The following is a 23,756-nucleotide window of genomic DNA, read 5'->3' as shown; positions in this document are numbered from 1 at the left end:
AAAATATGGTTATTTATTTGTGTGTTACATATATAATAGGTAAATTTGCACGGATTAATTTTTTTCGGGACGCGTGAGAAGGTAACATCAAGACTTTAGAACCTTGCGCATTGTTGCCGCTTTTGGTTCCCAAAGATGTTGGTCAAAACAATAAGTTATAATTTTTAGATGAACGTAATTACGAAAACAGTTCAGTTGCCAGATGGGAGAACCATCTCAATTGAAACCGGAAAGGTTGCAAAGCAGGCCGATGGTGCAGCAGTTCTCCGCATGGGTAACACCGTACTTCTTGCCACTGTTTGTGCAGCTAAAGAGGCAGTTCCGGGCACAGACTTCATGCCTTTGCAAGTTGATTATCGCGAGCAGTATGCTGCCGCAGGTCGTTTCCCTGGTGGTTTCACCAAGCGCGAAGGCAAAGCCAATGACGACGAAATCCTTACATCACGCCTTGTGGACCGTGTTCTTCGTCCACTTTTCCCATCAGATTACCACTGCGAAGTTTATGTACAGGTAATGTTGCTGTCAGCTGATGGCGTCGATCAGCCTGATGCACTTGCTGGATTGGCAGCTTCAGCAGCTCTTGCTGCTTCAGACATCCCTATCGAGCATACTACATCAGAGGTTCGCGTTGCACGAGTTAACGGCGAGTACGTTATTAACCCAACCTTCGAGCAGATGAAGGAAGCTGATATGGACCTCATGGTAGGTGCTACCAAGGACAATATCATGATGGTTGAAGGTGAGATGGATGAGGTTTCTGAACAGGATCTCATCGGTGCTTTGAAGGCTGCACACGATGCTATTAAACCGATGTGTGAGATGCAAGAGGAGCTGTCAAAGGCTTGCGGAACAGATGTTAAGCGTGCATACGAAGATGAAGTCAATGATGAAGAGCTCCGTGAAGAGCTTCGCAAGGCTACATACGATGCTTGCTACGCACAGGCTCAGAGTGGTGACGATGATAAGAAGCACCGTGAAGAGACTTACGATAAGATTAAGTCTGAATTTACTGAGGCTTACGATGCTGCTCACACAGACCTTTCAGAAGACGACCTCGAAGAAAAACACACACTTATCGACCGTTACTTTGCTGATGTTCAGCGTGACTCTATGCGCCGAAGCGTACTTGATACTGGCAAGCGCATGGACGGTCGTGCAACAGATGAGATACGTCCTATATGGTGCGAGGTAGATACTCTACCAATGCCGCACGGAAGTTCACTCTTTCAACGTGGTGAAACAATGTCTCTCTCTACCTGTACTCTTGGTACAAAGATGGATGAGAAGATGGTTGATAACGTCTTGGAGAAGAGCTACCAACGTTTCCTTCTTCACTATAACTTCCCTCCTTTCTGTACAGGTGAGGCTAAGGCGCAGCGAGGAGTTGGTCGTCGAGAGATTGGGCATGGTCATCTTGCATGGAGAGGACTAAAGGGTCAGATTCCAGAGGACTTCCCTTACACTGTTCGTTTGGTTAGTCAAATCCTCGAATCAAATGGTTCTTCATCCATGGCAACCGTATGTGCGGGTACACTTGCATTGATGGATGCAGGCGTTCCAATGAAGAAACCAGTCTCAGGTATCGCTATGGGTCTTATTAAAAACCCTGGTGAAGACAAGTATGCAGTGTTGAGTGACATCCTTGGAGACGAAGATCACTTGGGTGATATGGACTTCAAGACAACTGGTACAAAGGACGGCTTGACTGCAACTCAGATGGATATCAAGTGTGACGGATTGTCATTCGAGATTCTTGAGAAGGCTCTTATGCAGGCTAAGGCAGCTCGTGAGCACATCCTCAACATCATGACTGAGACAATTGCCGAGCCACGTGCCGAGATGAAACCACAGGTTCCTCGTATCGTACAGTTGGAGATTCCGAAGGAGTTCATCGGTGCTGTCATTGGCCCTGGAGGCAAGATTATTCAGCAGATGCAGGAAGAGACGGGTGCTACTATCACTATTGAAGAGACAGAAGGAGTAGGTAAGGTACAGGTATCTGCGCCAAACAAGGACTCTATCGACGCTGCTCTCGGTAAGATAAAGGCTATCGTTGCTGTTCCTGAGATCGGTGAGGTCTATGAGGGTGTAGTACGTTCTATCATGCCATACGGCTGCTTCGTAGAGATACTCCCAGGTAAGGATGGCTTGCTTCACATCTCAGAAATCGACTGGAAGCGCCTTGAGACTGTTGAAGAAGCTGGTATTAAGGAGGGCGATAAGATTAAGGTTAAGCTCCTTGAGATCGATCCTAAGACTGGTAAGTATAAGCTTTCTCGTCGTGTGTTACTCGACAAACCAGAGGGTTATGTAGAGCCACAACGCCGTCCAAGAGGCGACCGTCGTCCACGTCGTGAGGGTGATCGTCGTGATGGCGAGCGTCGTCCACGTCGTGAGAACAATGATTTTGGGAACCACGAATAAACTTTATTCGTAATTAATTTATAGTCCCCTGCAAGCCTACTGTGGCTTGTGGGGGAATTATACTCACCTTTGTTTAAGATGTACAGTACGCAAACCCTGTTTTTATTGACTGTGCACACAATATTTACCTACGATGTAACTGCGTAAATCTGATAGTGAATCCGCATCTATCTAATGGTATAGTCGTATCAACCTGATGGTGTAATGATATCTATCTAATAGTATAATCGTATCAACTTGATGGTGTAATCTGATCTATTTAATGGTATAATCGCATGAACCAGATAGTGTTATTTTATCTATCTATATGGTATAATCGTATCAACCTGATTGTGTAATCACATCTACCTAATACTCGTCTGCTGAGACGGGGGAGCGTAGTTGGATTGAGATAACGAACGCTTCAAGAGAGACGGTATCCCTGAAAGGCTATTATCTTGTTAGTCCTAATCCATGGAACGTACCGCCTTACGGAGCATTGTATGTTGATAACCTGACCGACCTCAAAGCATTGAGTCGAGGCAGTAGTAGTGTCGGTATGCCAGGAAACTCAACAACATCGATACCTGCAGGAAGGTCTATTTGCTTAGCTGCAGGCACAGGATATGCAGAGGTTGTAGCTAAGAATAAGGCCTATCAAGTAATCAATATAGGCTCCGGAGTGTCTACTCCATCGGCTGTTACGGGTGGTGTGCGCTATTCAAAGTATATATGTAAAGACGGTTGGAACATCGACTTGAAAGATCCTAACAATAATATTGTAGACAATTTCGGCCTTGAAGTGGCCTATTTGTTGAATGGCAGCAATGGATTCTACTATAATTATTACTTAGGAGAGAGAGATTTTATTCGCTCTAAGGACAAGCCTTTTAATGCTCCTTATAATGGTTTTAACCCAAAGGGTTGGTATTATATGCCGATAGAAACAAGCGGATTAAACCTTCTTGGAACTTTTAACGATGCCGACAGTAGGTTTATACCATTCGTGGAATATAAAGATGGGGGTAGTGTGAATAGAGTTGAACGCTACCATGATATGACTTATTACACTGCAATAAAACACCTTCCATAAGCATGGAAGAGACGAGATAGTTTGGTGACAAGCTTTTTCTTAGATGAAGGAAGGCGGGGATACATCGTGTATTCCTGCCTTTTTTATGAAGACTGAATCCTTTGGGGGCTATGAAGAGTGGATATATTCATCCACAAACAGACTTGAATATCTGTACAGAACGTACCCATATATGAACCAATCAAGCCGATGCAACCCTATTTATATCCCCCTTGAAGAGGGCTGCTTATAGTCGGTGGCGAATTTTTTTCATGAAAAAAAAATATTTTTCTTCATGAAAAAAAATATTTATTGTCGTGAAAATAAATCTTTATCTTCATGAAAAGAATTTGAAAGTAGGGCCATGGAGACTCCTAATCATCGACCAATGGGGGCAGAAAAGACTTAGGTAATGCCATGAAAAAAGCACTGATTAGCGTCATAACAACCCCGAGAAGAAAGTTTAGCAACCGTTTCCTACTGTTAATAATAGCAAAAATAAAAACGTATTATTTGCTTTCTCCCAAAATAATAAATATCTTTGTCGAGCGATTATAAAGGTTTTTAAATGGCAAAGCAGAACAGAAATACAAGACAGATGCTCATTGCATGGCTGCTATTGGTACTCTTTATGTTACCAATGGTAGTTAAGGCTGTGCATGTATGTCAGGTAGAGTCTGAGCTTGCTGTAGGTCATAAGACGGCTGGTCAACACAGTCAGAGCCATGACACAGACACCTGTAAGATTTGTCATTTTGCCTTTTTCAATTACATGAAAGCTACGAGCATTCAGTTGAATGACGTAGTTATCATTTTACTTGGCTTCCTTTTCCTTGCTTGCGTAACGAGGTATGTACGCCCAGAAGTGGAAGTTATCAGCCTTAGGGCACCTCCTACACGATTCTAAAGAGAGATTGTATCTGCTTGTCATGGCCTATTGTCTATAGGCCAAAGAGGCTGTTGGATACTGATGTGAGTAGTCCAAACCATTGTCTTTCACCAATTTCAAAGCAGAAACAAGCTCTGGCACAGACACTAAAAGGGGATAGTTATGCCTTGTCAGCTTTGGCCGTAATAGGCGAAAGTAGCCTTCGAGGATAAATAGAACCCCGTAGGATAGTCCCTTTTCTGTCGTCACTGTGTCTTAAAAAGCCTTGTTATACACGCCTTTTCGCATGTATAAGACAAGGCTGACATACCATAATTTTATCAACATTCAACAACAATTGGAAATGAATAAGGCTTTATTAGCTTTTGTTCTTTCTCCTGTGTGCATGACAGCCTTGGCAGACAATCGCACGTCAAAAGCACCTTCAGCACCGCTTGAAGTAGGCGTTGACAGTAGTATTGTTATGCAAGATCTGACCGTATTGGGCAACAGACAGAAAGACATTCAGATGAGATCATCAGTCAATACGATAAGTATTGGCAAAGAGTTCCTACAGAATAACTTCTCAGGAAGTTTGATGCAGAGCCTTAGGGGCATCCCTGGTGTAAAGGCAATGAGTATTGGTTCGGGTCAATCAAAGCCAACGATACGTGGTTTGGGATTTAATCGTATGGTTGTAACCGAGGATGGTATCAAGCATGAAGGGCAACAGTGGGGCGACGACCATGGGTTGGAAATAGACCAGTTTGCCATCGACCACATTGATGTTGTCAAGGGTCCGGCAGCGTTACTCTATGGTTCAGATGCCATTGGCGGCGTGATTAACCTCTATAGCAACTATATTCCGACGAAGAAATTCCAAGGGGCTGTGTCGCTCTTCGGCCGTAGCAACAATGAATCAGTTGGTCTGTCGGCTCGCTTACAGGGTATCACAGGGGGCTTCTATTGGAAGGCTAACGCAACACTTATCGACTATGCCGATTACAGAGTGCCAACGAATAGCATTCAGTACTTCTCTTACGACATCCCATTGAAGGACAAGCTCCTTCGCAATACGGCTGGTCTTGAACGAGATGGGAGTGTGACGTTGGGTTATAAGGGTATTAATTTCCATACCGAGCTCAAGCTGTCGGATGCCTACACAAAGAGTGGCTTCTTTGCAAACGCACATGGATTAGAGGTGAGACTGTCGAGCATCGACTATGATAAGTCACGTCGAGACATCGACTTACCTTACCAGAGTGTGAACCACTTCAAGGTGATGAGTCATACAGTCTACCAAGAAGGGCAGCTTGCTTTAGAGTTAAATTTAGCCTATCAGAACAACCACCGCAAGGAGCTAACCGAACCTATCGCACATGGATACATGCCTACGCCACCGAACTCACTGGAGCGTGAGTTCAAGAAAGATACTTACACGGCCAATCTGATGACACGTTACGACTTGAACGAACGCCATAGTCTGTCGGCAGGAGTCAATGGTGAGTATCAACACAACCGTCGTGCGGGCTGGGGTTTTATCATTCCTGACTTTGAGACAACCTCGTTTGGTGCGTATGCCTTCGACCGTTACACAATTAAGAAAGACCTGATTGTAAACGCTGGTGTACGTTACGACCACGTAAGGACGAATATTCATAGTTATACCGACTGGTTTAAGACGCCTGTAAGTGCCACCGATACCATTTATAAAGAACGTTCGCAGGACCTCTGTCGTTCGTTCAATAGTCTCACGTGGTCGGCTGGTATCAACTACGCAACGGCAGGTTGGATTCTAAAAGCAAATATAGGAAAGAGCTTCCGAGTACCTATTCCAAAGGAGCTGGGCACAGATGGTGTTAATTATCACATCTTCCGATATGAGAAAGGCAACCCTAATCTGAACCCTGAGGAGTCTTATCAGTTGGATGCTGGTATTCATTGGGGAAACGATAGACTAACGATTCAGTTCGACCCCTATCTCAACTATTTCCCAAACTACATCTATATGAATCCGACACCGAACTATTATGAAGGTTTGCAATGGTATTATTACACGCAGAGTAGGGTTATCCGCTGTGGTTTTGAGCTACAGGCAGACTGGAAGATACTACCTTCATTGAGTGCAGAGTTCAAGGGTGAATATCTATATGCAGAACAGTTATCAGGCGAAAAGAAGGGTTATACACTCCCATTCAGCACTCCTTGGTCGGCAGATGCTACCCTTCGTTATGCCTTCTGTCGTAAGAACGTAGGTAATGAAGGCTTTGTCGCAATGAACATGCACGTCACTGGTAGACAAAACAACATAGTTCCGCCAGAGAAACCGACGCCGGGTTACTACACGTTGAACCTCACTGCGGGGAAAGACTTTGCCTTTGGTGAGCGTACGTTACGACTGAGTCTTAACGCAGAGAACCTCCTCAATCGTAAGTATTACGACCACACGAGTTTCTATCGACTCATAGATGTGCCAGAGCCAGGCCGCAACGTGGCACTGATGGCTACCTTTGAGTTCTGATGAAAAGTAACTTCAATAACGAAAACAATATAAATGCTTGATCAAATACACTAATCTGAGACTTCGATTGGATAGACATGGAGAGACGGACTAACAACACACTGTCTCCCATGTCATCCTTTCACAACGTAAAGAATGAGATAAACAACATAATAGAAAACCGAGGCGAAAGCTTCAATCAAAAACAGATTAAACAATGAAAAAGAAACTTTTAATGGGCGCTATGGCGCTTTTGAGCGTGTTTGCAATGACACTTACTTCATGTAGTGACGATAATGATTCTCCTGCAAACGGTGGTATCACTTTTAGCGAAATAGAGATCGGACACGACAACAGCAAAGTTGGCACAATTGGCGACGACATCCACTTGGAATGTAAAATACAGTCAAGTTCTAAGATAAAGTCTGTCAGCGTCTCATTCTACAAGGATGAGAATAATAAGGTGGAGAAGGTTTACAACAGTCTCAAGTATGTTGGAGTGCTCAACACTACTTTCCACGAGCATCTCGACCTTCCTGAAACACTTGCTGAGGGTGTCTACACTTGCACAATTAAGGTTACTAACGAGCAGGGAGGCGTCAACACCATTGTAGAGAAGGTAAATTTGCAGAAGAAGGTGGTAGACCCTAATGCACCAAAGATTTCTGATTTGAAGGTGAATGCTATGTCTGGAACAGCGAATGGTAAGCTTACTTTCTCTGCAAACATCGTTACCAAGGACCCTATTGACGAAATAGAGATAGAGTTCCATGGTGATAAAGAGCATGAGATAGACGTGGATGGTTACAAAGGAAAGAGTGGTAACATTACTTTCACACAGGAGGTTACTATCCCTGCTGAGTGTAAGCCTGGTACTTATCACATCCATTTCACAGTGAAGGATACTAAGGGTCGCGAGACTACTGAGGAGATTGAGGACTTTATCGTTAAGTAAGTAAGAAACGAAAACGATAAATGCTTGATAAATAATGAGGACCTACTTATAAGGGGATGTGCTTCAGCTTGTTTGTTCATAACAAGCAAAGTGAGTGACAAGAGGGTATTGTCTTCTTGTAAGTAGGTTAAATCTTAAAGATAAGAAAACAAAGTATTGAAACAGAATTAATCCTAACGCATTAATCAAGAAAGCACACATTATGAAAAAGATTCTATTTAGTTTAGCAGCTGTAGCAGCCCTCCTTGGAATGGTGTCTTGCTCAACAGAAAGCGTAGAGGTACCAGTTATTACTGATTTAGGTATAACGGCTAATCCTGTAGACTGCCAAGTGTATAACCGTGGAGATAGTATTTACTTCCACTATCGAATTACTGGTCATGAGGAGTTAGGTAGTTATAACCTTGAAATCCATAATAACTTCGATCACCATACACACGGAACACAAGGACAGACATGCGCCTTAGACGCAAAAAAAGAGCCTCAGAAGAATGCGTTCTATTATAATCAGGACTTTGTTATCCCACGTGGTAATAAAGACTATGACGCCCGTCGAAGCATCTACATCCCGGCTAATGCGCAACCAGGAGATTATCATTTTGTAATTAGAGCAACGAACTCGCAGGGTGGACAAGGGATACGTGCTATGGCGATAAAAATAAAGTAAAACTTGCACGATAAGAACAAATAAAGGTTAAAACATTCTTGTTTTTAATTGTAAATACAATATCTTTGCAGCTCGAGAGTTAAATTAGAGTTTACATATAAAACTAAAATGATTATGAAAAAGATTATGTTTATGGTAGCTGCATGCGCAGCTATGGTAGCTTGTAACAATGGCAAGACTACTGCAAACAATGGGGGTGCAGACTCATCAGCACAGGACTCAACTGCTGCTGCTGGCGACTCTGCTGTTTACGAAGGCCTGACACCTGCTGCTGATGTTGCTGGTATCAAGTATCGTGTGGCTTTGGCTAAGGATTCTTCAAACGGTTTCAGCGTATCTGAGGCTTATATGAAATCTGCTTCTGAGGCTGATACTGTTTATAACTATAACGGTAAGTATCAGGTTATTGAGAAGGATGTTAAGGGCAAGAAGAATACTTACTACCAGTTTGAATTGGGTAAGGGCAACAAGACAAATTTCCTTGTTGTGAACGATTCTACACTCCGTCTTGTTAATGACGAGTTCGAAGAGCCTGCAACAAATACCAAGGATATGAACTACGACTTGAAGTTGAAGTAAGGATCTGTAAGCAAAACATTAATATAAAGGGGCTTGCCAAGGGGGTTATACCTTGTGCAAGCCCTTTTTTAGTAGGGTGGAGTGGAGGTGTTTATATTATATGGTGGATTCTTATTTGGGGTTATATGTCTCTTTTCTAAGGTAAGACTGTATATATAATAAGGTGTGGGGGAAATTGAATTAATCCTCTAAACGATAGGTGGTAGGGTTTAACGGGAAATTTGTTTGGTGTTCAGACCGTTTGTGTGGGGCAATGGCATGATTGTAGGCGATGGTGAGGTCGGTTGGGTAGTGTCGTTATTGTCTACTGAGAAGACTTATATCTAATATGTAGAGGTTTGTTCTTTGGAAAATACTAAATGTACAATATGTTGTTAGGAGTTGTTTCATAGAAAAGCAAAATAGGAACACGTCTGTGCCCCTATTTGGTTATTTGCTTATAGCAAGCGTGTTTACTACCTTTTGTCAGTAGGCTGTCTTGTTGCTATATTGATGTATTCTTCATGGAAACTAATTATGCGTATCTATCCCTTTCACCCTCTCCTTTATCGTAACAAAGGAGAAGATGAATGGGAAACGATAGTTTATCTTCTTGCCATAAAGTAGCTTGTACCTGCTTGCAGCTGACGTACTTCATATACACCAGCGGCATCCAACGTTACATCAGCAGTCAAACCATTATTGAGAAAAGCCTTTACAGAACCGTCACCGTTAAAGTGGATAACCTTCTGTTCTTTGCCTTCTGCATTCATGTACCATGTGTTCTCCTGCTTGTTGTAGGTGAAGTAGAATACACTACCATCTGGTTTTGTTATCTGATAACCGTTCTCAAGATACTTAACAGCGTATATCAAGCCATCATCACCCTTGATGTTACGTGTCTTACCAACCTGGTTAGCAACGGGATTGTCGCCTGTCCAGAACTCAATAGAGTTCAAAACGACAGCATCAGCAACTCCACAGAAGGCGTAGGCAGGTGTGAGAACGATGAAGATAATCTCATTGACGAACTTAGACTTGGTTGCTCGCTTATTCCAATGAGCAAGTTTATTGAACAAAGCAAACGACCCTACGCATGAACTCATGAGTGTTGCACCAATCAAGAGGACAACCATTGACTTAAAACCTTTTGTTTTCATACTTTCCATATAGTCTTTTTGGTGAATATATACCTACTTATCACTGAGCGACTTAATTATGAATACAAAAGTAGCACACTTATTTCTATTAAGTGATTAATTTATTTTATGCTATTGAAAGTTTGTGGTTTTTAACTTGATTCGTTAATTTTATTGGTTCTTCCGTTAAATGCGTAGATCGTTAATAGAATGAGATTAATATACATACATGGTAAGCTTACCGCCAATAAGATTGTTTTATAAGGGGGGGTAAACTATATGATAAATGTAATTAGGCGTGATGCCAATCTGTCATCTATAACCTGCTTATTCCCTTATTAAATCATGTTTGTAAACTATTTTTGTACAGCTCAAATCCAACACATGCTCTTTTGGCTTCTAAAAGACGCCCTTTTGGGTTGCAAAAGATGCTCTTTAAGACCCTTACTAACGCCCTTTTGAAGTCCAACTAAGCACCTTTTACTTTATACCTGGTAACTAATTGATATCCTGTTGATTGCAAACCTGCTTCATGTGTGTATTTTTGTCGTTAGTTATAGGTATTTTCCTTGAAATTATGTAATGATTTTTCAAACCTTGTCTGCAGATTTTCGAAGTCTTAAAATATAAAGATTTTCAATGAAAGAGGATGAAAATAGAATAGATAGTTGACTGTCTCAGCTATACTTTTGTTTAATGAGTAACTTTGGCTCTTACGTTAAAGCACTACGAAAAGCGTCCACACATTTAACGGAAGAACCATTTTATTGACATAGCAAAGGCTGTTCTTAACTCCTGTTTTGAGTTAGTTGGTATTCGATTTACCAATGACACGACACAAGGTCATTACCTCTTCTTCAAAAGTCTCTTTGTTTACAGCTTTCCCTTTAAGTACTGAACGGTAGTTATAGATGGTCTGTGGAGAATAGAAAAGGAGGTCGGCTATCTCAGAGCTCTCCTTTACGCCCAATCTGATTAAGGCCATAATGCGTTGCTCGGTGGTAAGTCCATCATTGCTTTTGTTCTGAATTTTGCCATCAGGTAAGAGTAAGTTATTAAGTTCTTCAGTAAAGTCTGGATAGAGATCAAGGAATGCTTTGTCGAAACGAGACAGGAATGTAGCAGCGTCTTCCTCTGAGAGTCGCTCAGAGGAGAGCTGACTAAGCAATTCTGTAGTTTGGTTGGCTTTTATCTTCCTCTTGACCAATGTCTGTTGTTTCTTTAGTCTTGCAATATATTTAGCACAAAGGTCAATATACAACTTCGCCAATCTTTCGCGCTTTCGATTGGTGTCTACAAGCAAAGCATTAAGGTCGTGTAGTTGTGTATTCAGCTGTTTTTGCTGTGTGTTGAGATTGGATAGTTGATTATTATTCAGTTGTAACTTTTGCTGTTGAAGGCTAAGTCGTTTGGTCTGTTTTACGATATATACGACCGCAAAAAGTAGGAAGAGAAGTAATAGTGAAATAACAATGATGGCCGTCATCTGCACTTTATTCCGCTGGTTAAGCGTCTGTTGATAACTGCTAACAATGGCAGGTAACTTACTTGAAATCTCTATTATACGAAGTCTGTTATTATAGAAACGAGCATCCTCAAGGGCAGTCTGTATGTATTGTTGCGCTCGGTCGAGTTCGTCCTTATTATGTTCAAAGATATACATGGCAAGGTTTTGCAGTGCAAAGTTCTCCATTGTGCAGTTCTCCATATCCCCAATACTCGACAATAAGAGGTATTCCTCCTGTTTCTCAGTATCCCCTTCACTACCGTAGTTACCCGAGAGTGCAAAGCAAGCCATCGCATAGTAACGTGAAGACGACGGTAGTTGCTTTATTGCTTTAAGGTAATGAGCACGTGCCTCCATGTGATTGTTTAGGACAAAAACAGCGTATTCACCGCAGTAATACTCATAACTTTTAGCGGTTTCATCGCAGTAAGGCATAGCCTTCTTAAGGTAGTTCTTTGCTCTTTCTCGGTATGTTGGAGTATATGTCTTATCGTTACAGAAGTCTGCCCAATAGGTGTATATACGGAAGAGAGAGAAATAGTATTCAAAGCGTTGAGGCCTATCAAGAAGCGTAGTATCTACTTGTTCAATCTCGTGAACAGCCTCACTATAAAGGCCACCAATAGACAGTAACTCAGCCTTTCGTATAACATTAGTATTATAGTAGTAGCTGTTCTTTATTTGTCGAGACAGTTGAATACCCTTATCAAGATAAGTCATTGCAGAGTCAAACTGAAAGACATAGTACTCTTCATAGAGTTGTTCGTAGGTTTGAAGATGGTTAATAGCATTACCATTAGTCGTGAGATACTTTTTTAACCGTTTGATATCTTTGTACTTAGCATTGATAAGTGAATTCCTTTGGGCCAATAGCTTGTCTAATTTCTGACGTAGTTGTTCAGCGTTACTACCTGCAAATGTTGTCGTAGGGAGTAACAGCAAAAGTACATATAATAATAGTTTTCTCATTACTAAAACGCTATTCAATGCAAAGATAATACTTTCATTGGAATTAAAAGCTATCTACTTAAATAAATTATAGCAACTTATTAAATAATTGATAATAAGTTCTTTATCTTGTATATGCCGTTTCTTAAATCTACTTAAACACTACTATTGCATTTTATTTTAGGCTTTTTTGCTAACTTTGCATCTATCAGTAAGCTAAAAACTTACAATCCTTAATCAAAGAAATAATAACCAACATACTTAAACAAAACAATGAAGAAAACCAATATTGCCCTTATTGGGCTTTTAATGGGGTGGGCAAGTATTACGAATGCGCAGACAGTTAAGTCTCCAAATGGTAATGTTGCTGTGACGTTCTCACTAACGGGAAATGGCGTGCCAACCTATGAGATGACTTATAAGGGTAAGGCTGTCGTTAAGCCTTCACACTTAGGTTTAGAATTGGCAAAGGACAAGCATGCCAGTAAAGGGATGGATGAAACCAGCTTAATGGATGGTTTTGAGAAGACAGGAACCAAGACTACGACCTTTGATGAGACTTGGAAACCTGTTTGGGGAGAAACTGCTACTATTCGCAACCATTATAATGAGTTGGAAGTAGACCTCAATCAGCCAAGCAGCAAACGTAACATAGTAATCCGTTTCCGGGTCTATGACGACGGAATGGGCCTTCGTTACGAGTTCCCACAACAGCCAGAACTGAACTACTTCGTTATCAAAGAGGAGCATACACAGTTTGCTATGGCAGGCGACCATACAGCATGGTGGCTTCCTGGAGACTATGACACGCAGGAGCAGGAGACGCAGGAATCAAAGCTATCCGAAATCCGCAAGCGTTTCCATGACGCTGTTAATTGGAGCAACTCATCTGTTGCTGTCTTCTCAGAAACAGGTGTTCAGACCTCTTTACAGATGAAGTCTGCTGACGGACTCTACATTAACATTCATGAAGCAGCATGTGCTAACTATGCTACAATGCATCTGAATTTAGACGACAAAACCATGACCTTTGAGTCATGGCTTACTCCTGACGCTACAGGACGAAAGGGTTTCATGCAGACTCCATGCGAGACTCCATGGCGTACGGTGATGGTCAGCGATGATGCACGTGATATGCTTGCAAATAATCTCATCCTTAATCTCAACGAACCATGTAAGATTGAAGACACGTCATGGATACATCCTACTAAGTACTGTGGCGTTTGGTGGGAGATGATAGCTGGTGGTAAGTCTTGGGCTTATACTGATGAATTTAGTTCAGTGAAGCTTGGTCAGACTGATTATGCCCATGCTAAGCCTAACGGACATCACTCTGCTAATACCGAAAACGTAAAGAAATACATTGATTTCGCAGCTGCTAACGGCTTAGACCAAGTATTGGTTGAGGGTTGGAATATCGGTTGGGAAGACTGGTTCGGCCACTGGAAGGACTATGTGTTCGACTTTGTTACTCCTTATCCGGACTTTGATATCAAGGCCTTGAATGAGTATGCTCACTCTAAGGGCGTAAAGTTGATGATGCATCACGAGACCTCTTCAAGTACTCAGAACTATGAGCGTCACATGGAGGAAGCCTTCAATTTGATGAATAAGTATGGCTACGATGCTGTGAAGACTGGCTATGTAGGCGATATTATCCCACGTGGCGACCATCACTATTCACAGTCAATGAACAACCACTACCTACATGTTATTAAGGAAGCAGCTAAGCATCATATTATGGTGAATGGGCATGAAGCAACACGTCCAACTGGCCTCTGCCGTACATGGCCAAACCTTGTCGGTAACGAGTCAGCACGTGGAACAGAATACGAAGCATTTGGAGGAAGTGATCCTAACCATACTGTCATTCTTCCATTCACCCGTCTTCAAGGTGGACCAATGGACTATACCCCTGGTATTCTTGAGACTCAACTCTCTACATGGTGCAATAATAAGAGCTATGTTCACACAACCCTCGTAGGTCAGCTTGCGCTTTATCTAACAATGTATAGTCCACTTCAGATGGCTGCCGACCTCCCTGAGAACTATCAGAAGTATAATGATGCCTTCCAGTTCATTAAGGATGTAGCCGTTGACTGGGATGACAGCCGTTATCTTGAGGCCGAGCCTGCGCGCTACGTTACCGTTGCTCGTAAGGCGAAAGGTACTAACAACTGGTTTGTAGGAGGTAAGACTGGTATCGCACCCCACCTTAGTATCCTCAAACTCGACTTCCTTGATAAGGGCAGAAAGTACGAGGCTACCATCTATGCTGACGCTAAGGACGCTGATTACGAGAAGAATCCAAAGGCCTACACTATTACCAAGCGCACTGTTAAGAAGGGTGATGTACTCAAGCTTCAAGAGGTGCGTGGAGGTGGTTTCGCCATCAGCTTGAAAGCACTTTAGGATGAATTTAATTATCGGTAACTACCGATACAGATGAAACAATAAATGATAAAGCCACAGAGAAACGTAAGTATCCATGTCATCAGAGTGTTATCTACTCCGATAGATGCCTAACGTCTCTCTGTGGCTTATTATGCCTCTTATACTAAGCACCAACTTACTTGCACTATTACATACTAAAAGTCTTTATAAAGACGTTATTATATACAATGACATTATATCCCAAATGATAATGAAACGAATGAGAATAATCGTAAGCATCTGTATCATGTTATGTACGTCTTTACTGACGAAGGCACAGAACCAAATACTCACTCTTGACGATCTCGACCATGAGATAGCCATGTCCCCCCGCTATGATAAGAAGTTTGAAGACTATATCCGTAGCGTGAAGAAGCAACTTCATGATGCACGAACCAATCAGGCTCGTTACGAACTCTCTGATAAGCTATTCAATCTTTATACCTCTTATTCAGTCGACTCTGCCATTGTCTATGCGCTTAATAAGCAGAAAATCGCTAAACAGATGGGGGATAAACATAAAATCAACGACGCCAAACTTAACCTTGCCTACCTCTTTATCCGAGGTGGTCAGCTCTTGGAAGCTAACGACATCGTTAACTCTATTCCTCGAAAAGAAATCGGTAATGAGTTGTCATTCTATTACTTTTCCACCCGCAAAACCCTCTATCGTACGCTTGCTGACGCTTCGTTGACCTCATGGCAGAAGCGACAATATAAGAGAATGGAGAAGCTTTGCAACGACTCAGTCGTTGACAACAACGCTTCGCCCGATATTTGGTCGCGTGCTGAGCAACTTGTCAATCGCCAACAGTATGAGCAAGCTAAGAAAATCCTCCTCGATGCCTATCGCCAACACGCTCTGGGCGATCGCCAGACGGCTTTTATTGCCATATCGCTTGCCGATATCTACGGTAAAGAAAAGAATCTTGAGGCTGAGAAACAGTACCTTATCGCTGCGTCTATCTCTGATATTCGCAACTCGGTAAAGGAGTATCTTGCGCTCCAGCAGTTGGCTGTCATCCTCTTTGAAGAGGGCGATACCAAACGTGCATACGCCTATATGGATAAGGCTATGAACGATGCTGTCTTCTGCAACGCACGCCAACGTACGATAGCAATGTCAGATATCTGGCCTGTTATTGTTAAGTCGCATGAACGTGAGGCAAAGAGCCGCACACTCCGTCTTACTGTCTCTCTTGTGTTGATTAGTCTGTTGTCAATCTTCCTTCTCATGATGATTATCTATATTCGTCGCCGTATTATAGAGCTTCGTGCCATCCGTGCTCGACTCTCAAACACTAATGAGATGTTGAAGGAGTCAAATCATATTAAAGACGAATATATCACACGCTTCCTTACTCAGTGTTCTGATTATATCGACAAATTAGACAGTTATCGCAAACAGATCTACCGCCTTGTCACTGGAAATAAGCGTACTGAACTGCTCAACACATTAAAGTCACAAGAGGTGATCGACCGTGAGTTGGATTCTTTCTACGCCAGTTTCGATGAGACCTTCCTTGGTCTTTTCCCTAACTTCGTGTCCGACTTCAACGCGTTACTCAAGCCAGAGGAACAGATAGTCCCTAAACAGCCTGGTCATCTGTCTACTGATCTTCGCATCTTTGCGCTTATCCGACTTGGAGTAAACGAGAACGAGCTAATCTGTTCTTTCCTTCGTTGTTCAAAGGCAACGGTTTATGCTTATCGTTCACGTGTCCGTCTGAAGTCAATCAATCCCGATACCTTCGATGAAATGGTGCTAAAACTATAGTAGAAGACACTTCCTACTTTTATTTATAAGGCAAAAGTCATACCTCGTGCGACAGTCCAATGTCTTGTACATTGGGCTGTCGCACGTTTCTTTTTGTCCCTTTTATCGAGTTGCAAAGGGATAATTTATTCCTTTAATCCTACAGTTATTCCCGTACATGACAAGTTTCAATAGTTTGGGCAAAAGGCACTAATACATTGAGTAAACATGGTAAGAACGGTAGATTAATGGCATTGTAATTTATGTTGTCTGGCATTCAGTTCTCTCTACTTTATAAGCAAAACGATTTCTGAACACCCCTAATCTCTATTTCTTTTCATGAACAAAATAATTTCTTTTCATGAAGAAAAATATTTTTTACGTGAGTGGAAATATTTTTTTCATGAAAATAATTCGGAGAAGAGTCTTTTCTTTTTCGGTTGTAAGGGTTAATACTACACTAAGAAATTCTTGTTTTGAGTCTTAACTGGTATCTTTTTGTTATAAAAATACCGATTTCATCGGTAAAAACAAGTCTTATTAAAAAGTGTGATGATTAGTAGATAGAAGTTTAATGTCTGCTCGACAATTTCTTAATAAAGTGTTATCTCCGTTATACAATAGTTATATTATAGGTTGTGATAGAACTTTATAACTGACTGTCATAATGCTCAATACGCTTTTTAATAACTTGTATTTGTTGTTCCAAAGGTTTTATTAATTGTTTATTTTCTTACCTTTGTGCCAGTCTTTCTGTTTGGTGTTTGAAACTAAAAATAACTTTTATTTCGTATAGAGAATGGAAGACGACATTATATATAAGGATGTAGACGAGACGACATCAGAGAGGATAGCCACTTGTTTCAAGGTCTTCAGTCGTGTAGTTTACTATCAACAATACGGACCAAATTAATTATTAAATAAAAAAAATGAAACGAAAATTACTACTATTATTGTTTGCATTCATCTCGTTAGGATGCTTTGCCGACTCTCAACCAACAGATGCTCAGCGAAGAGACAACCTGTTTGTGTACAATGGTATGCTGTTTAGTATCCAGAAATTCGTGAGTGTTTCCTCACAGGAAAACGCTGTTGAGTTCTGTGGTTGGACAACTTTGACTGATTTGAGCACTGATGCAAAGAAGGATGCAGCTTTGGCTGATGCGCAGTATAACGCCATTCGTAAGGTAGGAGCAGTCACTATTCCTGAAACAGTTACAGCCGGTGTTACTTACAATGGAGTACTTCAAGGTACTGCTACTTATAAGGTTACCATGCTTCGTGCTAACCTTTTCCGTGCAGCAAGCTCTGGTGTTACAAGCCAGATAACCAAGATTACAATCCCAAAGACTGTTCAGCACATCGAATCACGTTGTTTTGATCAATGTGAGAACATGACTGAGTTTGTAATTGAAGGTGCTACTGATGGTACTTCTCAGTTGAAGGAGATTGACTCACATGCATTCTTAAACTGTAAGAAGTTGGCGTCTATCACGCTTCCTAATTCGGTTACTTACTTAGGTGAAAATGATCCTACCTCTATTGAAGGTGGTGGTGTGTTTGAAGGTTGTGAGTCATTTACCTCTTTTAAATTCCCAAGTAGTTATGCTTCAAACAACTTGCCAAGTTTTACCTTCAAGAACTGTAAGAACTTAGCAACTATCAATTGGAATGGTTATAATCCAAAGCGTTTAAACAGCTGCGCATTCCAGGATTGCGATAAAATCACATGGTCTCAAGTTCCTCAATCTGTAGAGGAGTTAGGCGATAACTGCTTCTATCTCTGTGATGCTTTGACGTCTGTTGACCTCTCAAAAATCAAGAAGATGGACACAGGTGTGTTCTGGGCGACACCTTTAACATCTGTTGAATGGCCTGCAGCTGTAACTGAAATTCCTGCAAATACATTCTGGGCTTGTGGCAAACTAACAACTATCAAGGGTATTCCTGGGCAGCCAGGTGCATGGGATAACATCACTAAGATTGGTGCAAATGCATTCAATATGTGTACTGATTTGACTACTATTAAGTTGCCAGCAGAGCTTAAGACAATTGATGCGCAGGCTTTCCGTAGTTGTACAAACTTAGCTACAGTAGACTATGGTACTAAGGTTGAAACTATCGGTGACGGTGCTTTCTGGTCTACTGGTGCATTGAAGAAGTTCTTCTTCAAGGGTTCTGTTAAGACACTTGGTGCTGATGCTTTCCGAGAGAGTGGACTTACTTGTGTTCACCTCAAGGGGGATATGACTATCGGTAAAGAGGCTTTCATGAACTGTACAAGCTTGAAGTACGTAGAGTTCCCTGCTACATCTTCAGCTACTCAGCCATTGACATACGTGGCAGAAAGCATGTTTGCTGGTTGTACAAGTCTGCCTTTCATCACTCTTCCATCTACTGTAACAGAGATAAAGGCTAACGCTTTCAATGGCTGTTCGCACTTGAATTACGTTAATATCTTGGCTGAAACGCCTGCAACATTGGCTACTAACGCATTCGATAACACACCAAAGAATGTCTATGTAAAGGCAAGTAAGTTGTCTGCTTATCAGTCAAATGCTGATTGGAACACACTCAACTTGAAGGATACTTACGAGCAGACATTGCACACAAAGTATGCTACTTTCACCCACGACTTCCCTGTAGACTTTGTTGCAGCTAATGGTCGTGATGCTATGGAGGCTTATGTAGGTAAGAGCACATACAAGGTTACGCAGCCTACAAAGGTTCAGAAGATATTGAAGATGACAAAGTCTACTTCAATCGCAGCCAACGAAGGTGTTATTCTTGCTGGTACACCTGGTACTACTTACACCTACCGTATCGCAGAGTCAGCGGTTGCTAAGCTCACCGATAACAAGGTAATGCCAGTTCGTGAAGATACTCTTCTTTATCAGACAGAGACAGACGGTAAGAGTAACTGGACACTACAGGCTGATTATAAGTTGCACTTAACGCAGGACGCAAAGACCATCTATTGTGGTAGAGCTTATGTTCATGAAACAAATGAGACAGGTGTTCAAGGCGCAAAGCCAGTAGTCTTCGGCTTAAGTCTTGACGATGAAGATGGTAATACGTCTAATGATACAACGGGTATCGGCAGCGTTGAGAACAAGAAGGCAGATGAGGAGAATGTTTATTATACGCTTTCTGGTGTAAAGGTAATCAACCCTACGGAGAAAGGTGTATATATTAAGAACGGTAAAAAAGTTATTATACGATGAAATGTAACTATATAGCTCCTACAACAGAGCAAATCACAGTGAAGATAGAGCAGCATTTATTGGACATATCTTTTGATGATACACCTGCTGATCCAGGGTCTGCATTGTCAAAGAAGAACACATTTGATTCTGATGAGGATGAGACTGATGATGCGTTGAGAGTTACCTCTAATGGTGATATCAGTATTGGTAAGCACTCTCTTTGGGATGAATAATTATTAATATCGTTTATAATGAAGGCATTGCTAAGGCTTGGCTTGAAAGTAGTCAGACTGTGGTGATGCCTTTCTACTTTACCATCAAGCATGAAAGGAGCCGTATAGGCTCATTTAGAAAACCAATAAGAATTAAAACCATGAGATTAAAACGATTGCTTATTCTGTGTGTCGCATTGTCGGCATCTGTGTTCTCTTTTGCAGACGACTTTGTGTATGACAATCTTAAATACACTACAAGCTCGGACAAATCAGTGAGTTTAGTAGACGGAAAGAGTGCGAGTGGAGAGGTCATTATCCCTTCTGTAGTTCGCAATAACAAAAAGGTTTATTCCGTTACAGCCATTGCGCATAATGCCTTTGAGCGTAACAATGCTATTACAGCTGTGACAATACCAAGTTCGGTAAGCACTATTGGCTACAGTGCCTTTAATAGTTGTAAAGGTTTACAACGTGTGATGGATGCCTCACGTGTCGTCGAGATGCAAGGCTTTGAGTACACTGATTGTACGAGTCTGACTTCTGTAACTTTATCGGGGACACTACAAAAGATTGGTTATCGGTCTTTTGCAGGTACTGCCTTGACACATCTTGTATTACCTGAAAGCGTGAAGGAGATTGGTGGAGAGGCTTTTCAAGATTGCCACCAACTAACAAACGTAGAGTTTAACAAAGGTATTCAGTATATAAAGGACCATGCTTTTAAGAATAGTGGATTGGCTTCCTTAGAACTTCCTGAGGGCATAAAGGAAATTGGCGAATGGTCTTTTGAGGGTTGTAAGAGCCTGAAAACGATACAAATTCCTCAGTCTGTAACAACATTAGGGACGGGTGCTTTCTATACGTGTTCAGCCCTTGAGTTGGTTGTTCTACCATCCTCTCTTACGAACATCAGTGACAGAACCTTCAATGGATGCTGTCATTTGTCTGCTGTGTATTACTTAGGTAGTAGTTGTCCAAGCCTTGGTCAGAACACTTTTGTCGATGTTTCCAATGATTTTGGGTTCTATGTAAAACCATCAGCATTGCCCGTCTTGCAGGGAATAGCCTATGTCTCTGACAAGGTAAAGGATAGTTTCCCTTATCAGCAGAACAGTAAGTATGCTACCTTCTCACGCCCTTTTGCTGTCGATTTCAGTGCAGCTACGGGGCTAAAAGCATATATTGCAAAGGGAAATAGTGGGCAGAGTTCGGTAGCTTTGACGGCTGTTACGACAGCAAGTGCTGGTACGGGACTTGTCCTTGAGGCTATACCTAATATCATCTATCAGCTTCGATTGGCTGATAGTGCCCCTCAGTATGCTGATAACGCACTACGTGTTTCAACCGGGACTACCGTTGAGGCGATTGCTTCAAAGCTGAGAGAAGACATGACCTCACACTATGCTCCTGTAGAACTGACGACTGACAAGGTGCGTTATGAGCCTGAAACAATAGTTACGTTTACATCGAAGTATCTTCTCCCAGACAATGCAAAGGTGCGTTATTTACATGGTAATACTGTCATAAAGACCGATGAAATCGGTGGAAAACAGCGTTGGGAATGGAAAGTGCCAGCACAGAATTTCACAGGATATATGGCTGAGCTTTATGTAGATAATGGTACATCAGAGCAGACACTTGCGACAATAGGAATAGATGTGTCTACCGAATGGGGTCGTTTCCCACGTTATGGTTTCGTCTCTCACTATGGTTCTGACAAGACACCTGAGCAGGTTAAGAAGGAAGTAGATATGCTTAATCGTTATCACATGACGGGTATTCAGTTTTATGACTGGCAGTGGAAGCATCATATACCATTCCCTCAAGACTCTACAAAGTGGAAAGATATTGGTTTGCGTAATGTCTATAAGTCGTCAATAGAGAACTACATTAATCAGTTGCATGGCGTAGGAAGTAAATGTATGTTCTATGACTTAGTATATGGTGTGACTGGTAGAATGATCGATGGAAAGCCTGAAACAGTAGATAACTTTGATGGTCATGATGGTATTAGTAGTGATTGGGGTTGGATAGACTTGCATGAAAAGAAAGGAGGCGGCTATGACCTTCGTCAAGTACAGTATCCTCTTGGCAATTGGCCAAGCATTTATGTGATGAATCCAGGTAATCCGCAATGGGTCAACTACCTTTCTGGTTCTATCAATAAGGTCTATCAGAACCTTGCCTTCGATGGTTTTCATATCGATCAGTTAGGTCACCAGCGTGAAGCTTACTACGTCAACTTGAAGAGTAAGAAAGTGAACGGAAAGAAGGTTTATACTGACGGTGACCGGCGTGACACACATGACTTTGAAGACTACTTTGCCAATTTCATCAATCGTATGAAGGCTGATAATCATAATAAGTATCTTGTGATGAATGCGGTCTCAACCTTTGGTGGAGCTAAGATCGTTGGTACTGGTAACGTTGAATTCGGCTATAATGAGATGTGGGATGGCGACGATTATCTGTGGAACTATCGTAAGATAATACAAGACAACCGCCATAATAATGGCAAGAATACCTTTAATACTGTTTTTGCTGCTTATCTGCACTGTCGCAATGGCAATGGTGGTCAGTTCAATACAAGCAGTGCTTTGTTTGGCAATGCTACTATCTTTGCCCTCGGAGGTTCACGTATAGAATTGAGTGGTGACCACATGTTGTTCACAGAGTATTTCCCTGATAATGCTCGAAAAATGTCTGAGAAACTGCAGAAGTCTATCATTCACTATTATGACTTCCTTGTTGCTTACGAGAACTATTTACGAGATGGGAACGTTGAAACCTCTGTTAATATGACAATGGACGGCGTTAACGTGGCTGCATGGGACTTGTCAGCACCTAATCCAAGTATTGCCGAAGCTGCTAATCAGACGATAGGACCAAAGCCGTATAGTGTAAATACGTACAGTACAACAAAGGGTAACGTGACGATGATACAGTTACTTAATTACAGTAACGTGTCAAGAGACAACTTTAATATACGTGATTTGAAGGAGACAATGCCTGAGCCTAATGTCTTAAAGAACAAGAAGATTGTTCTTGACGATGCTACTTCGGTGTCACGTATATGGGTAGCAAGTCCTGACTACTTAGGTGGTGCACCACAAGAGGTTGTCTTCTCTCAACGTGAGGGTAAGGTCTCTTTCACATTACCATCGCTTGCGTATTGGACAATGGTAGTTGTTGAGCATGGAAATAAGGCTGATAGTAGTGAGACAGAGGTAAAGAACTATGTTCTTCAAGGTGAGTCTTTCGTTGAGGCAAAGGATGAGGCTGTCCCAGTGGGTGAGGCTTACTTGTCTTTTCCTGCTACTGTTGCAAAGACTTTACAAGCATCGTTGCCATTATTTCCTATTACTGATGGGATTACTAATGTAACTGATAACGTACTTACAGGTTACTATACTGTGTCTGGTATCAAGGTAGATAAGCCCGTGAAAGGGGTTTATATCCATAACGGAAAGAAGATAATGGGTAAGTAGAAGAGTCTTGATGAAGAGCTTTCAAATGGGTGCTTTACTAA

The 23,756-nt window shown here is 41.7% G+C and carries 15 protein-coding genes; 12 read left to right on the top strand and 3 right to left on the bottom strand.

Annotation, left to right across the window (positions count from 1 at the left end):
* Positions 1-168: 168 nt before the first annotated feature.
* From pnp to HMPREF0666_RS03885, 3 genes are all read left to right on the top strand, one after another.
* A complete protein-coding gene (gene pnp / locus HMPREF0666_RS03895) occupies positions 169-2,424 on the top strand; it encodes a polyribonucleotide nucleotidyltransferase (protein ID WP_009011020.1) in 2,256 nt (751 codons plus the stop codon).
* Between the two features lie 478 nt (positions 2,425-2,902).
* On the top strand, positions 2,903-3,496 hold the full coding sequence (locus HMPREF0666_RS03890) for a hypothetical protein (protein WP_009011019.1): 594 nt from the start codon (positions 2,903-2,905) through the stop codon (positions 3,494-3,496).
* Between the two features lie 547 nt (positions 3,497-4,043).
* Positions 4,044-4,382, top strand: coding sequence for a hypothetical protein (locus HMPREF0666_RS03885; protein WP_009011018.1), 339 nt, complete (start codon positions 4,044-4,046; stop codon positions 4,380-4,382).
* Between the two features lie 27 nt (positions 4,383-4,409).
* Here HMPREF0666_RS03885 and HMPREF0666_RS17235 read toward each other — a convergent pair whose 3' ends face one another.
* The gene (locus HMPREF0666_RS17235; RefSeq protein WP_157600234.1) at positions 4,410-4,613 is read right to left on the bottom strand and encodes a hypothetical protein; all 204 of its coding nucleotides are present in this window, start codon (positions 4,611-4,613) and stop codon (positions 4,410-4,412) included.
* 94 nt (positions 4,614-4,707) lie between these two features.
* Between HMPREF0666_RS17235 and HMPREF0666_RS03880 the strand changes: the two genes are divergently transcribed.
* From HMPREF0666_RS03880 to HMPREF0666_RS03865, 4 genes are all read left to right on the top strand, one after another.
* Entirely contained in the window at positions 4,708-6,864 is a 2,157-nt protein-coding gene (locus HMPREF0666_RS03880; protein ID WP_009011017.1) for a TonB-dependent receptor, read from the top strand.
* Between the two features lie 196 nt (positions 6,865-7,060).
* Positions 7,061-7,798 carry a DUF4625 domain-containing protein gene (locus tag HMPREF0666_RS03875; RefSeq protein WP_042855959.1) on the top strand — a complete coding sequence of 246 codons (738 nt, stop codon included), beginning with the start codon at positions 7,061-7,063 and terminating at the stop codon, positions 7,796-7,798.
* Positions 7,799-8,000: 202 nt separating this feature from the next.
* On the top strand, positions 8,001-8,465 hold the full coding sequence (locus HMPREF0666_RS03870; RefSeq protein ID WP_009011015.1) for a DUF4625 domain-containing protein: 465 nt from the start codon (positions 8,001-8,003) through the stop codon (positions 8,463-8,465).
* Positions 8,466-8,579: 114 nt separating this feature from the next.
* Positions 8,580-9,044 carry a copper resistance protein NlpE N-terminal domain-containing protein gene (locus HMPREF0666_RS03865; protein ID WP_009011014.1) on the top strand — a complete coding sequence of 155 codons (465 nt, stop codon included), beginning with the start codon at positions 8,580-8,582 and terminating at the stop codon, positions 9,042-9,044.
* Positions 9,045-9,628: 584 nt separating this feature from the next.
* On the opposite strand, the gene HMPREF0666_RS03860 is transcribed toward HMPREF0666_RS03865, so the two are convergent.
* Positions 9,629-10,183: a DUF3332 domain-containing protein gene (locus HMPREF0666_RS03860; protein WP_042855984.1), complete on the bottom strand. Its 555-nt coding sequence runs from the start codon at positions 10,181-10,183 to the stop codon at positions 9,629-9,631.
* A 784-nt stretch (positions 10,184-10,967) separates the two neighbouring features.
* A complete protein-coding gene (locus HMPREF0666_RS03855) occupies positions 10,968-12,638 on the bottom strand; it encodes a DUF6377 domain-containing protein (protein WP_042855958.1) in 1,671 nt (556 codons plus the stop codon).
* A 252-nt stretch (positions 12,639-12,890) separates the two neighbouring features.
* Here HMPREF0666_RS03855 and HMPREF0666_RS03850 point away from each other — a divergent pair, with 252 nt between their 5' ends.
* The 5 genes from HMPREF0666_RS03850 (at position 12,891) to HMPREF0666_RS03830 (ending at position 23,715) form a co-directional block, all read left to right on the top strand.
* Positions 12,891-15,029: a glycoside hydrolase family 97 protein gene (locus HMPREF0666_RS03850; RefSeq protein WP_009011011.1), complete on the top strand. Its 2,139-nt coding sequence runs from the start codon at positions 12,891-12,893 to the stop codon at positions 15,027-15,029.
* Between the two features lie 241 nt (positions 15,030-15,270).
* Complete coding sequence (locus HMPREF0666_RS03845) at positions 15,271-16,827, top strand: DUF6377 domain-containing protein (protein ID WP_042855983.1); 1,557 nt, start codon at positions 15,271-15,273, stop codon at positions 16,825-16,827.
* Between the two features lie 908 nt (positions 16,828-17,735).
* Complete coding sequence (locus HMPREF0666_RS03840; RefSeq protein WP_009011008.1) at positions 17,736-20,030, top strand: leucine-rich repeat domain-containing protein; 2,295 nt, start codon at positions 17,736-17,738, stop codon at positions 20,028-20,030.
* Positions 20,027-20,245, top strand: coding sequence for a hypothetical protein (locus HMPREF0666_RS03835; protein ID WP_009011007.1), 219 nt, complete (start codon positions 20,027-20,029; stop codon positions 20,243-20,245). The genes HMPREF0666_RS03840 and HMPREF0666_RS03835 overlap by 4 nt, the downstream gene beginning before the upstream one ends.
* A gap of 140 nt (positions 20,246-20,385) precedes the next feature.
* The gene (locus HMPREF0666_RS03830) at positions 20,386-23,715 is read left to right on the top strand and encodes a glycoside hydrolase family 66 protein (RefSeq protein ID WP_009011006.1); all 3,330 of its coding nucleotides are present in this window, start codon (positions 20,386-20,388) and stop codon (positions 23,713-23,715) included.
* Positions 23,716-23,756: the final 41 nt, after the last annotated feature.

This window comes from Prevotella sp. C561 (assembly GCF_000224595.1).
Taxonomy (GTDB): Bacteria; Bacteroidota; Bacteroidia; order Bacteroidales; family Bacteroidaceae; genus Prevotella; species Prevotella jejuni.
The sequence above is the reverse complement of the archived record's forward strand: the minus strand, read 5'-3'. Positions and strand labels throughout refer to the sequence as shown.

What these genes read in the sequence shown, in the direction of transcription:
- pnp (WP_009011020.1), top strand. Translation starts at nt 169, where the DNA reads ATGAACGTAATTACGAAAACAGTTCAGTTGCCAGATGGGAGAACCATC.
- HMPREF0666_RS03885 (WP_009011018.1), top strand. Translation starts at nt 4,044, where the DNA reads ATGGCAAAGCAGAACAGAAATACAAGACAGATGCTCATTGCATGGCTG.
- HMPREF0666_RS03880 (WP_009011017.1), top strand. Translation starts at nt 4,708, where the DNA reads ATGAATAAGGCTTTATTAGCTTTTGTTCTTTCTCCTGTGTGCATGACA.
- HMPREF0666_RS03875 (WP_042855959.1), top strand. Translation starts at nt 7,061, where the DNA reads ATGAAAAAGAAACTTTTAATGGGCGCTATGGCGCTTTTGAGCGTGTTT.
- HMPREF0666_RS03870 (WP_009011015.1), top strand. Translation starts at nt 8,001, where the DNA reads ATGAAAAAGATTCTATTTAGTTTAGCAGCTGTAGCAGCCCTCCTTGGA.
- HMPREF0666_RS03865 (WP_009011014.1), top strand. Translation starts at nt 8,580, where the DNA reads ATGAAAAAGATTATGTTTATGGTAGCTGCATGCGCAGCTATGGTAGCT.
- HMPREF0666_RS03860 (WP_042855984.1), bottom strand. Translation starts at nt 10,183, where the DNA reads ATGAAAACAAAAGGTTTTAAGTCAATGGTTGTCCTCTTGATTGGTGCA.
- HMPREF0666_RS03855 (WP_042855958.1), bottom strand. Translation starts at nt 12,638, where the DNA reads ATGAGAAAACTATTATTATATGTACTTTTGCTGTTACTCCCTACGACA.
- HMPREF0666_RS03850 (WP_009011011.1), top strand. Translation starts at nt 12,891, where the DNA reads ATGAAGAAAACCAATATTGCCCTTATTGGGCTTTTAATGGGGTGGGCA.
- HMPREF0666_RS03845 (WP_042855983.1), top strand. Translation starts at nt 15,271, where the DNA reads ATGAGAATAATCGTAAGCATCTGTATCATGTTATGTACGTCTTTACTG.
- HMPREF0666_RS03840 (WP_009011008.1), top strand. Translation starts at nt 17,736, where the DNA reads ATGAAACGAAAATTACTACTATTATTGTTTGCATTCATCTCGTTAGGA.
- HMPREF0666_RS03835 (WP_009011007.1), top strand. Translation starts at nt 20,027, where the DNA reads ATGAAATGTAACTATATAGCTCCTACAACAGAGCAAATCACAGTGAAG.
- HMPREF0666_RS03830 (WP_009011006.1), top strand. Translation starts at nt 20,386, where the DNA reads ATGAGATTAAAACGATTGCTTATTCTGTGTGTCGCATTGTCGGCATCT.